Source organism: Clostridium sartagoforme AAU1, from assembly GCF_000401215.1.
Taxonomy (GTDB): domain Bacteria; phylum Bacillota; class Clostridia; order Clostridiales; family Clostridiaceae; genus Clostridium; species Clostridium sartagoforme.
In genome coordinates, this window is the sequence record NZ_ASRV01000225.1 from 20,416 (window position 1) to 32,953 (window position 12,538).

Below are 12,538 nucleotides of genomic sequence, written 5' to 3' on the forward strand. Positions count from 1 at the left end.
AATTGTAATAAAATCTTCTCAAATTAACAATGTGATTATATAATATTCTATATTAAAAATACAAGTTGAATTTCCATTTTATTCCCAAAATCCTCTGTTAAATTATTGTTAAATACAAGTTAAATTTATTTTAACCAAATTGAAATACTATATTTATTATGCTTATTTTTTTTGCATTTATATATTTTTTTACTTTTTATTCTTTTAAAAATTCTCATCTTTTTTAACTTGCTTTTAAGTTTATCTTTTAACAATATTCAAATCTCCAATCATATTAATTCTCTTCTTATCCAGATCATTTTATATTGATATCTTTAAGATTATATAATTCTGAGTTTGAAATAATATTAAATTACATTCATATAAAATATACTTTTTAATTTAAATTTATGTTATATATATTCTATAAACAACTTTATCTGGAAATATAAGTTGCTTGTTTATATATTTTCTATGTGTACTACAATATTCATAAATTACTATTCATCTCATATTGGGTTCACCCCCTACATATGTTACTATATGTTCAACAGATCAAACCAAACAAATCTTACGATCTGAGGAGGAATTTAGATATGATTAAATCAAGACTAATTGCAATATTATTATCAGGTTGTTTAACAACTGGGGTTGGTGCAGGAAGTTACTTCCTAAATTCAGAGAACCCAAAGATAATAAATATCAAAGAGGTTGTTGAAGCGAAACTAAATGAATCAAATAAAAATTCAAATGACAATAAAGAAAATTCAAATAATCAAATAGATGATAATTCAAAAGAAAATGCTTCAAATGAAAATACTTCAAATGATTCAACTACCGAAAACAGTAATACAGATACTGAAAAAGTAACTGAAACACCAAAAGAAAATGAAACTACTAAACCAGATGCTATAAATAATGAAACTCCAGCTAATAATGAAGTTATCCCTTCTGAAACTACTACTGATGGAACTCAAGCTGAAGCTTCAGATAGTTATATAGCTGAAATAGAACAAGCTATATTTGCAAGAGTGAATCAAGAAAGAGCTGCTGCTGGCCTTCCAGCACTATCTTATAACAATACTATGCAACACTATGCTAGACTAAAGTCTAAAGATATGGGCGATAGAGGATACTTTGATCACACTAATCCAGAAGGTAAATTAATAACAGAACAAATGAAAGCTGATGGTGTATCTTATAAAGCATGGGGAGAAAATATAGCATATATCTCTGGTGTATCAGGAAATGCTAAATTAGCAACTCAATTTATGGACAACTGGATGAACTCATCAGGACATAGAGCAAATATACTCTCTTCAAACTTTTCAAGCATAGGAGTTGGAGTTTATAAAATAGGAAACACTTACTATGCAACACAAGAATTTTATAAATAATTAAATTTAAAAGACATTTAGCAGTTTTCTGCTAAATGTCTTTTTTCAACTTCTTAGTGCTTTATAAAAATCTCCATTTTTATTTATCATACCTTGAATTTCAGAAAAAGGTATTTTAAATGTTATAAATCCTGCTGAATATGGGCCGATTTCATATGGCTGAAAATATATATACAAATTATTATCATCAATATAAAAGCCTTGATCTGGATTTATACCTTTGAATTGCTCTTTAAAAACATAATCATATTGTTTATCATTATCTATCCTATCTTTAATAATATTATTTAGTTCTCCAACCCAGTTTACTCCCCCCATAAATAAATCACTTAAGGTGTAAAATTTACCTGTTTTTAAATCAATAATTGGAGTTTTCTTTATTGGCATTCCATGTGCTGCTTTTACAGGATAATAATATCCCTCAATTTCTAAACCTAATAAATTTTTTTCAAAATATTTTATACTAAAATCTCCATAATAGTCATAATCTAATATATCATCTTCTGTAATAGGAGTATTCTTTTGGTTTCCTTTCTCATCCTCAGGAATAAAATACGAAAATCGTCTTAATCTATTATTTATTTCAGCTTCTACGTTTTCATCGTCTAATCCCTGTACCTTAGGATAGTATATTAAATAATTAATATTTGGCTTATACTTTTGAATTAATATACTATACTTATCATCAAGTTTTATAATATCACTTGGTTTATGCACTACGTTTCCTGACTTATCTAAATAATAAGGTGAATTATCTATATTAGCATATATTAATCCATTCTTTACTGATAATTCTCCACTTCCGCTAACTGATGGAAGATCCGTTACTTTATTACCTGAATTATCTATAAAAAATGTATTTGTTTCATCAGATGCATATGCTAGTCCATCTTTATATTCACCTACATATCTATATATAAAATCTGTTAACACTTTTCCACTTGTATCACCTATTGCATATATATTTCTAAGTTTTATATCCCCTTCTCCTATACCCATACCTAATGCAAGTCTATCTTCTCCTATGTTCTTAATATCATTAAATATAGGTTGATATATATATTCTCCTTTTTTATTAATAACTCCATATGGTCCTCCAAAGCTATCTGCCTCACTAACTACGGCTACCCCGTCTTTGAAAGCTTCTGCCTGTTTAAACTTTGGTGGAATTACCACTTGTCCACCAATATCTATATATCCTAGCGGACCATCTTGAGAGTTTCCAAACACCATAAGGCCTTCACCATATTGTGATACATAATTATAATTATAAGTGTTTATAACTTGCTCATATAGATTAATTAATCTATATTCTCCATTCCTTACTTTTATCAAAGCTATACTATTTTTAAATTTACCCACATCTAAATATATAGGTTGTATTTCTTCAGTTCCATCAAAATAAAGATAGCCATATCTATAACCTTCATCAACAGTTTGAGATCCTATAATGGCTCTTTTTTCGTTATAATCGCTTATATAATCATAATCTTTATTATTTATTATATTTCCTTTCTCATTAAAAACTCCCATATTATTGTTAAGAGAAAAAATTGCTCTATTTTCTTTAAAGTCATTTATATTATCATAAATTGGTTTTACTACATACTCACCTCTTTTATTTATGATTCCAAACTTTTCTCCATATTGAACTACTGCTAATCCTTTATTATTAAAATCATACGCATTTGTATATATTGGTTGGATCAAAAAATCTCCTCTAGAATTCATATATCCATAAAGCCTACCTTTGGCTGTATTTTCTAAAGCAGGATATAACTTTTCATTAATCATTTCTACCTGTCTTTTTAATTCTTTTCTTTTATTCTTTTTTCTAGAACTCACCCTACTTCTCCCTATTAATACTATTAATTTTTATTATATGAAGAACATAGTCTCAATGTGGCTAAATTATTAATAATATTTATAAAAACATAGAATTATTCTAAAGTAGGCAATTAAGAATAAAAACTTAAAAATTAAAATAAATTTCTATTTTAAAAATAATATTGATGATTCTGGTATCTTCAAATATAATTCTTCTTTATCTTTTCTATTATCCCATTCTTCTTTTTTAATTTTATATAAAATTGTATTTTTGTTTTCTTTATTTTTATTTTTTAAAAGTATGCTATATTCAAATACATTTTCTACTATTTTATCTATTTGACAATCTAAAATATTTTTTTCTGTTTTAAAATTAGTATTAACAATTTCAAAGCTATGAGCTCTAATGCCAATATAATTAATTTCTTTAGGTATTTCTTTTTCTATTTCTAATGTAATATCCCAATCAATTGCATAAACTTTATTTGAAGAAATTACCTTGCATCTTGAAATATTCTTACATCCTGTAAGCATTGCTGCTTCCATTAGTTTTGGATCTCTAAATACTTCTTTAGTATTTCCTAGTAAAATTGAATTTCCTTTATCTATAATAACAATATTGTTACAAAATTTATAAACTTCATCTCTACTGTGAGTTACCATTAATACCTCTCCATCATAAAGTTTTAAAAATTCCAAAACTTCACTTTGAAGCTTTTCTTTCAGATGTGAATCTAAGGCAGAAAATGGTTCATCAAGCATTAGTATATCTGGCTTGTATATTATACACCTTGCCATAGCAACTCTTTGTTGTTGTCCACCTGAAAGCTGATTAGGATATTTCTTCTCTAACCCCTGTAGATGAAATTTTTTTATAATTTCACTTACTCTTCTTTCTTTCTCAATTTTTGAAGTCAATAGCCCTATTCCTATATTTTCTTCTACTGTCATATTGGGAAATAAAGCATAGTTCTGAAATAAGTAACCAATATGTCTATCCTGAGGTTTTAAGTTAATTTTTCTATACGAATCAAATAATACTTTTCCATTAAGGACTATACGACCTTCATCTGGAGTTTCAATTCCTGCAATACATTTTAAAGTCATACTTTTTCCACTACCAGATGATCCAAGTATCCCTAAATATTCTCCATTGGTTTCAAAAGAAACATCAAGAGAAAATCCCTTTAACTTTTTCTTTATATCTACAAATAAACTCATTGTACTCTTCCTTATCTTAAATTTTCTCTTTCTCGTGAAGCAAAATAATTGGTTAGAACAACAATAATAAACGATATTAAAGTAACTATTAAAACATAAATTAATGCAGAATCCATATTTCCTGCTGCAACTTCTGCATAAATTGCTAGAGGTAAAGTTCTTGTCTTATTGGCTATGTTCCCGGCAATCATAGCTGTAGCTCCAAACTCTCCAAGCCCTCTTGCAAAAGCTAAAATCCCTCCTGAAACAACGCCCGGTAATGCCAGCGGCATCATTACACGCCAAAAAATTTTTCTCTCAGACATACCAAGTGTTCTTGCAGCCATTATTAAATTTTTATCAACTTGTTCAAAGGCACCTCTTGCTGATCTATACATAAGCGGGAAAGATATTACGACTGAAGCTATAACTGTAGCACTCCAAGAAAAAACAATTTTTACACCTAAAAATTCTAATAAAAACTTCCCGATTGGCCTATTTACCCCAAATATAATTAAAAGGAAAAATCCCATTACTGTTGGTGGTAATACTAATGGCAATGTTAATATGCCTTCTAATATCATTTTTATTTTTTCAGACCTTATTTTTATAATAAATCTTGCTGCAAAAAGTCCTAACAAAAATGTTAAGACCATTGATACCAGTGCAGTTTTTAAAGAAATTAATATTGGTGATATATCCATTTTATTCTCCTATTTATTTGATGTAAAACCGTAAGTTTCAAATACTTTAATTACTTCATCAGATTGTAAAAAATCTGTAAAAGCTTTTGCTGAATCATTATTTTTAGTAGATTTTATTATTCCTATTGGATAAATTACTTTAGCTACAGTTCCTTCCTTTGCTTCTGCTACAACTTCAACCTTATTATTTGAAGCTGCATCAGTAGAATATACAACTCCAGCATCAGCACTACCTTCAGCAACCCAGGTTAAAACTTCAGTAACATTTGTTCCTAAGCTCGCTTTTGAAGAAACTACTTCCCATAACTTAAGATTTTCAAATAACTCCTTTGCATATTGTCCTGCTGGTACACTAGCTGGATCTCCTATAGCAATTTTATCAGATTTTACTATATCTTCAAAGGTCTTTATGCCTTTATCATTTTCTTTTGGTGTAATAAGAACAACTTTATTTTCAAGAAGTTCAACTATAGAATTTTCAGAAATTAACCCTTTTTCATTTAATTCTTTCATTTGCTTTATTGCTGCTGACATAAATACGTCTATATCCGCTCCTTCTTGAATTTGAGATTGTAATTTTCCTGAACTGTCATAAGTTCCTTGTACTTTAATATTAGGATATTTTTCTTGAAACATTGGAATCAATTTATCTTCCATACAATTTTTTAAACTAGCTGCTGCTGCAACTGTAATTATTGTCTCTTTTTGGCTAGAATCATTTTGTGATTCATTAGCTTTATTTTTTGTACATCCAACTAAAGAAACTATAAAAAGCAAGATACTTAAAACTAAACTTACTCTTTTTTCATTTTACTTCCCCCTATTATTAAATTTATAATCTAGTTAATTAATTCTAAAACATAATTAAACAGTACTAAACATAACGAAACATAATAAAACTAGATGATTGTATTATAATGTAAACATTTGCTAGTGTCAAATATTTTTCATATTTAGATTTATTTACCATTTTATAAAAAGTTCAAATCTTTAATTTTTTCTATTACTAATTATCAAATTTATTAATTGTTAAATTCACATTATTATGTTAAATTATTACTTATAATAGATGAAAACTGAAGGAGGAAAAGATAGATAAAATGAATGATGATATACTGTATACACCAGATGAAATTGCAAAGAAATTAAAAATAACTAAAAATACTGTGTACGAAATGATAAAACGTGGAGATTTAGATGCACATCGTATGGGTAAACACCTTCGTATATCTAATTCACAATTTGAAATTTATCTTTTAAAATCTAAAGGCTACGAAAATACTTATGAAGCAACCTTAACTTATGATAATGAAGAAATCTTCGCAAATATAAGATCAGTTAAAATACAAGTAAATACAGAACTAGATGGAAATGTCTTAATTTCTATTCCTTCAGAAGATATTATACTAAGTAAAGGAACTTTTATAAGTAGTGCAAGAAATGTTCATAAAGGTATAGTTACTGATATTATAGTTGATGGAGCTAGTGTAAAAGTAATGTTAGATATTGGTATTCCTTTAGTCTCCTTAATAACTAAAAAATCTCTAGATGATATGTGTATTGAAAAAGGAATTGAAGTTTATGCTATTTTTAAAACAATGTCTGTAAAAGTTTATAAATAACAAAAAACCACGATAATTCATCGTGGCTTTTTATTAATTTTAATATTAAGAATTTTGCTCTGATTTAATCATTTTATGCATTTCATTATTAAGTACATTGTATATAGCTTTTGCGACACCCAATTTATCATTACTATCTGTTATGTATTTTGCTATAGCTTTAACTTCTGGTATAGCATTTTTCATTGCCACTGTTTCTTCAAATATTTCAAACATTGAATAATCATTAAAGCTATCTCCAAGTATCATAACTTCCTCTTTAGGAATTTCCATTTTATTAGCTACTTTTTCTAGTATAATTCCTTTTTGAGCATTTATATCTGTTATTTCTATGTTATCTCTAAATGATGAAGATATTGCTAAACCATCAATTTTTGATATAACCTTTTTCATTTCATCTATAAGTTCTATATCCTTATGGAAAGCTACAAACTTTCTAATTTCTAAACCTTTTTCAAACAATTCTTGTATATCCTTGACATATTGCAAAGATGTAAAAAACCCTAAATTTTCAGCTATTTCTCTAGCTTCATTTTCTGTTAAAGATGGATTAAAGCTCATAGTTCTAAATACCACTTCTTTAAGAGCTTCTTCTCTTGTAGATGTAGTAAACACACCTTCTGAAGTAAATATACGACCTGATAATTTATTTTCTTCTAAAATTTTTATTACTTTTCTAGCACTTTCTTCTTTTATATTTATTACATCCAATATATTTCCATTTTCATCTCTATATTCTGCTCCATTTGAAAGTACACACTGAGACTTTATATCATGCCTATCTAATATATCTTTAACGCTTTCATATTCTCTTCCTGTTGATATTGCAAATATTATCCCTGCCTCATTTGCTTTTTTAATTGCTTCTACTGTTTCCTTATCTATATCATGATCATTATTTAATAAGGTTCCATCCATATCCGATGCTATAAGTCTTATCATCAGAACTCCTCCATTCTCATATTATATTTCCATCCATTATATAATATCATATATTTGTAATTTTACATAAATTTATGCTTATTATCTATAACTTAAATTACTTATAAATTTCATAATAACTATTTAACTACTTTTACATATATTCTAGAAATTTAGATATAAAAGTATTGCATATAAAAATACTCTTATATCTAAACTTAACTAAATATAAGAGTACTTTTTACTATTTATTATATTGTGGCTCTTGCTGTTTTACAAAATCAAGTCTTGATTGAAGTGATTGTTCAACACTTTCCATTGTACTTGCAAGTTGATTAAACATCTGTTTTGCTTCCTGATTATCTGTATCTAGCGAAAATGTCTTCATATCAGCGGCTAGTCCTTTAGCACTAGCTAATGCTGTTTCTAGTTTAGTTCCTGTTGGCATAATATTCCCTCCTTATATTTTTTATTGCAACTATATTTTGTTCATTACTAATCTAAATATTCTATTTCTATATTTCTTTTGTTATGAAATATATTCCTTTTGAACCTAATTTATATTTAATAATACTTTTTTATATTTTGAACAAATATTTGTATTAAGAAATGAATGAAAAGCAATTTTACTGGTTAAAGTAGATTAGTAGGAATCTTATATATAAAGGAGGCTTTTATATGACTGCTATTTCCAAAGTAAAACAAACATTAGCTACACTAAAAGGGGCTGAATCTACTTTAGAAATGTATTCATTACAAGAATGTGATGAAGAATCTAGAAATATTTATACCGAAGCATCTAAAGAAATAAATAATATAAAAAAAGATTTAGAAAAAAGAATAGGATTCATGGAGTTTGAAGAACCACAATATAAAGGTAACTAAGGAGGTGGCATATGAATTCTTGGCTAATAGTATTATTTAATTCAATATTTCTATTTTTTTGACATTACTTATAACAAGATATATGAAAAAAAAGACTTTATCTAGAGCCACTCCATTTGATTTTATTTCTTACGGTGTTATAGCTATTATAATTTCTTTAATTTCTCTAAATTTAATTGATAATAATTATTTTGGTCTAATTGCATTAGCCATATGGGCCATATTACCAATTATATTGGACTATGCTTCAATGAAGAGTAAGTCTATTTATAATATAGTACATGGCAAAGAAAGAGTTTTAATAAAAAACGGAAAAATAATGGAAGATAATTTATCAAAAGAAAAAATTACAGGACAAGAATTTCTTCAACAATTGCGTTCAAAAAAAGCTTTTAACTTAGCTGATGTTGAATTTGCCATTATGGAAACAAACGGTGATATAAATGTTAGCTTAAAGGCTGATAAAAAACCTATTACTTCACATGATTTAGGGAAAAAAGTTGGTTCTAAAGCTGAACCTCAAACAGTTATTCTAGATGGAAATATATTAAATGAAGGACTTACTAATGCTGGATTAAACCATGGGTGGCTTACAACGCAATTAGAAATTAAAGGCGTATGTCTTGAAAATGTTTTTCTAGGCCAAGTTGATTCTTCAGGAGATTTGTATGTAGATCTTTTCGATGATATGATTCAGGTTCCTAAAACTGAAATTAAGGAAATGCTATATGCAAGTCTACAAAAAACCCAAGCTGATCTTATGTCATTTTCTTTAGACACCGACAATAAAGACGCAAAAGAAATGTACTTAAATGATGCAAAAAAGCTAGAACAAATTCTAATAAAATTAGAACCACATTTACTACGTTAGAAGGTGAAAGATATGTCAAATATGAAAAAGAAAAAAATGACTCCAGCTCAACAACAATATGATGCCTTAGTAAATACCATAGAACCTAAAAGACCTATTTTTAAAAATTGTTTTAATGCATTTTGGGTTGGAGGTACAATATGCTTAATTGCTCAGATATTTCAGTGGATTTTTATCAATTATTTCAATTTTGATGAAAAGACTTCAACTTCTCCTACTTATATACTTTTAATCTTTTTGTCAGCCTTATTCACGGGGTTAGGAATTTATGATCACCTTAGTCAATGGGCTGGAGCTGGCTCTGCTGTACCTATTACTGGATTTGCTAATTCCATAGCTTCTTCTTCAATTGAACATAAAAGTGAAGGATTTGTTCTTGGGGTAGCTGGAAATATGTTTAGGTTAGCTGGTGCAATTATTGTTTATGGAGTTTTTTCGGCTTTTATAGTGGCTACAATAAAAATGATAATATTATGGTTGGGGGCGATGTAAATGCTTAAAGGACATCAATCTTGGATTTTTAATTCTAAACCTACAATATTAGCTTCTGCTGCTGTTGGTGGACCTTTTGAAGGAAATGGTGCTTTAGCTGATGATTTTGATATAATCACTGAAGATTTATGGGTTGGTCAAGATAGTTATGAAAAAGCAGAAAAAGCTCTACTTGAACATGCTTGTGAAAGAGCAATACAAAAAGCAAATTTACAAAAAGAAGATATTAATTTCTTTTTTAGTGGAGATCTAATGAATCAAATCATCTCTAGCAGCTTTGCTGCTAGAACCTTAGGAATTCCATTTTTAGGAGTGTTTGGTGCATGCTCTAGTTCAATGGAAGGCTTAGCTTTAGCAGCTCGTTTAATAGATAGCAAAGCTGCTAATTATGTCTTAGCTGCTGCAAGTAGTCATAACGCTGCTGCTGAAAAACAATTTAGATACCCTACAGAGTATGGTGTGCAAAGACCTCCTAGTGCTCAATGGACAGTAACTGGAGCTGGAGCTGCAGTAATTGCACAAAATGGAAATGGTCCTAAAATAACTTCTGCTACTATAGGCAGAGTTATAGATATGGGTATTTCAGATCCATATAATGTTGGTGCTGCTATGGCTCCAGCAGCTGTAGATACTATAGAATCTCATTTTAGAGATTTAAACATTGATGCTTCACATTATGACCTTATTGCAACTGGTGATTTAGGAAAAGTTGGTCACGAACTTGCAAATGCTTTATTTGAAAAACATGGTATAAATATGCCCCAACATATATTTACAGACTGTGGACTTTTAATATATAAAAAAGAGCAACCAAGCTTTTCTGGTGGAAGTGGTTGTGGCTGTTCTGCTACTGTAACTTATGGTCATTTGCTTAATCGAATGCGCAAAGGAGAATTAAAAAAGATACTAATTGTTGCAACTGGTGCCCTAATGTCCCCTATATCCTTTCAACAAAAAGAAAGTATACCTTGTGTTGCTCATGCTGTATCTATAGAAATGTAAAAAGAAGGTGTGATTTATAATATGGAGAAATTTATATTTGCCTTTATAGTGGGTGGGATAATTTGTGTTATTGGTCAGCTTATAACAGATATTTTAAAAGTTACCCCTGCACATACAACTTGTACACTAGTTGTAGTTGGCGCAATTTTAGGAGGATTTGGTTTGTATGATCCTTTAGTAAAATTAGCTGGTGCTGGTGCATTTGTGCCTATAAGTAGTTTTGGAAATGCTCTTGTAACTGCAGCGATAACCGAAGCTGAACAAACAGGCTTTGTAGGAATATTTACTGGACTTTTAAAAACAGTAAGTGGTGGGGTTTCCGCAGCAATAGTATTTGGATTCTTTGGTGCAATTATATTTAAACCTAAAGGATAGGGGGAGAAATTAAAGATTGAAGAGTGAAAAAGTGAAAGAGTTATTGAAAAAATTAATAACCATTTACTAAATAGTTTCATTAAAAATCCAACTGGGATTTTTCACTTAACTTTTTCCCTTTTCCCTTTCCACTATTTTGCAAGCAAAATATTTTAATTGCTAAACATCCCTGCGCCTTTTACAATTTCTTGTTCATTAAATAAACTTAAAACAGCCTCAATGTAATCATCTACTCTTTGTGCTTTTTTTATCTTCTTAGCATATTTTTTATTGTCTGAAAATATGTAAATCATATATCCCCATAACTCTTTCATTCTATAAAGTGCAATATTATCATCATTAAATATTTCTCTATAATTATTAAAAATTTCCTCATGAAATTCTTTTAACACTTTTTTATTTATAAAAATATTATTTTTTATTTCATCAATTAATCCTGGATTAGCTAATATTCCTCTTCCTATCATTATTGTATTTAATTCTGAAAATTCCTTTGACAACCTATTATGATCTTCTAATGTAAAGACATCACCGTTATAGCATACTGGATTGCTACTTAATAATAATCCATCTTTAAATACTTCTAAATTAGGTTTATTTCCATAAAAATCTTCTCTAGTTCTAGGATGAATTATTAATTCTTCTAATGGATATTTATTGTAAATTTTTATTAACTCATAAAATTCCTCAGGACTATCTTTTCCTATTCTAGTTTTTATAGAAATTTTCATATCATATATTTTATATATTTCATCTAAAAATATATCAAGTTCTTCCCTTTTAGCTAAAAATCCTGATCCTCTATTTTTAGAAACAACAGTTCCTGAAGGACAACCTAAATTTAAATTAATCTCACTATAACCTAATTGCTGCAATTTTCTAGCTGTTGTAATAAATCCTTCTGAATCATTAGTAAGTATTTGAGGAACAATATTTATTCCTTTATTATTTTCAGGTAAGATATCTCTTAATTCTTTAGTCTTAAAACTTTTACTACTAGTTGGAACAATAAATGGCGTAAAATATTTATCTATGTTATCAAAAAATTTTTTATACGAATTTCTATATATAAATCCAGTAATTCCTTCCATTGGTGCTAAATAATACTTCATAAAATAACTCCTCACATAAACATTCTAAAAAACATTATATCAGCCTTCTATTCTCTTATCCACTTAAATTTATACACTTCTGAATCCCAATTTACCTTTTCACTAAAAATTGTTTTGCAATTTTAAAAAAACTATTGACGTATTACAAAAT

General features: G+C 28.2%; 13 protein-coding genes and 1 pseudogene. 7 read left to right on the forward strand and 7 right to left on the reverse strand.

Features of this window, described 5'->3' with window-relative positions:
* The first annotated feature begins 575 nt into the window (after positions 1-575).
* Entirely contained in the window at positions 576-1,376 is an 801-nt protein-coding gene (locus A500_RS17710; protein ID WP_016208946.1) for a CAP domain-containing protein, read from the forward strand.
* A gap of 45 nt (positions 1,377-1,421) precedes the next feature.
* On the opposite strand, the gene A500_RS17715 is transcribed toward A500_RS17710, so the two are convergent.
* The 4 genes from A500_RS17715 to modA form a co-directional block, all read right to left on the reverse strand.
* The gene (locus A500_RS17715) at positions 1,422-3,221 is read right to left on the reverse strand and encodes a WG repeat-containing protein (protein ID WP_016208947.1); all 1,800 of its coding nucleotides are present in this window, start codon (positions 3,219-3,221) and stop codon (positions 1,422-1,424) included.
* A gap of 147 nt (positions 3,222-3,368) precedes the next feature.
* Positions 3,369-4,424, reverse strand: a complete 1,056-nt coding sequence (locus tag A500_RS17720; RefSeq protein ID WP_016208948.1) for a sulfate/molybdate ABC transporter ATP-binding protein — start codon at positions 4,422-4,424, stop codon at positions 3,369-3,371.
* Positions 4,425-4,435: 11 nt separating this feature from the next.
* The gene (gene modB, locus A500_RS17725; RefSeq protein ID WP_016208949.1) at positions 4,436-5,107 is read right to left on the reverse strand and encodes a molybdate ABC transporter permease subunit; all 672 of its coding nucleotides are present in this window, start codon (positions 5,105-5,107) and stop codon (positions 4,436-4,438) included.
* A 9-nt stretch (positions 5,108-5,116) separates the two neighbouring features.
* Positions 5,117-5,884 carry a molybdate ABC transporter substrate-binding protein gene (gene modA, locus A500_RS17730; protein ID WP_016208950.1) on the reverse strand — a complete coding sequence of 256 codons (768 nt, stop codon included), beginning with the start codon at positions 5,882-5,884 and terminating at the stop codon, positions 5,117-5,119.
* Positions 5,885-6,207: 323 nt separating this feature from the next.
* Between modA and A500_RS17735 the strand changes: the two genes are divergently transcribed.
* Positions 6,208-6,729: an excisionase family DNA-binding protein gene (locus A500_RS17735; protein WP_016208951.1), complete on the forward strand. Its 522-nt coding sequence runs from the start codon at positions 6,208-6,210 to the stop codon at positions 6,727-6,729.
* 45 nt (positions 6,730-6,774) lie between these two features.
* Here A500_RS17735 and A500_RS17740 read toward each other — a convergent pair whose 3' ends face one another.
* Both A500_RS17740 and A500_RS17745 read right to left on the reverse strand, forming a co-directional pair.
* Positions 6,775-7,671 (reverse strand): Cof-type HAD-IIB family hydrolase, encoded by an 897-nt coding sequence (locus A500_RS17740; RefSeq protein ID WP_016208952.1) that lies wholly within the window; start codon positions 7,669-7,671, stop codon positions 6,775-6,777.
* A gap of 223 nt (positions 7,672-7,894) precedes the next feature.
* Complete coding sequence (locus tag A500_RS17745; protein ID WP_016208953.1) at positions 7,895-8,098, reverse strand: DUF1657 domain-containing protein; 204 nt, start codon at positions 8,096-8,098, stop codon at positions 7,895-7,897.
* A gap of 230 nt (positions 8,099-8,328) precedes the next feature.
* Here A500_RS17745 and A500_RS17750 point away from each other — a divergent pair, with 230 nt between their 5' ends.
* The 5 genes and pseudogenes from A500_RS17750 (at position 8,329) to spoVAE (ending at position 11,275) form a co-directional block, all read left to right on the forward strand.
* Positions 8,329-8,535 (forward strand): DUF1657 domain-containing protein, encoded by a 207-nt coding sequence (locus tag A500_RS17750; RefSeq protein WP_016208954.1) that lies wholly within the window; start codon positions 8,329-8,331, stop codon positions 8,533-8,535.
* A gap of 11 nt (positions 8,536-8,546) precedes the next feature.
* Positions 8,547-9,406: pseudogene (locus A500_RS17755) on the forward strand (DUF421 domain-containing protein).
* A 12-nt stretch (positions 9,407-9,418) separates the two neighbouring features.
* Positions 9,419-9,898, forward strand: coding sequence for a stage V sporulation protein AC (gene spoVAC, locus A500_RS17760; RefSeq protein ID WP_016208956.1), 480 nt, complete (start codon positions 9,419-9,421; stop codon positions 9,896-9,898).
* Complete coding sequence (gene spoVAD, locus A500_RS17765; RefSeq protein ID WP_016208957.1) at positions 9,899-10,900, forward strand: stage V sporulation protein AD; 1,002 nt, start codon at positions 9,899-9,901, stop codon at positions 10,898-10,900.
* A gap of 21 nt (positions 10,901-10,921) precedes the next feature.
* On the forward strand, positions 10,922-11,275 hold the full coding sequence (gene spoVAE / locus A500_RS17770; protein WP_016208958.1) for a stage V sporulation protein AE: 354 nt from the start codon (positions 10,922-10,924) through the stop codon (positions 11,273-11,275).
* Positions 11,276-11,427: 152 nt separating this feature from the next.
* Here spoVAE and A500_RS17775 read toward each other — a convergent pair whose 3' ends face one another.
* Positions 11,428-12,387, reverse strand: coding sequence for a tRNA dihydrouridine synthase (locus A500_RS17775; protein WP_016208959.1), 960 nt, complete (start codon positions 12,385-12,387; stop codon positions 11,428-11,430).
* Between the last annotated feature and the right edge of the window lie 151 nt (positions 12,388-12,538).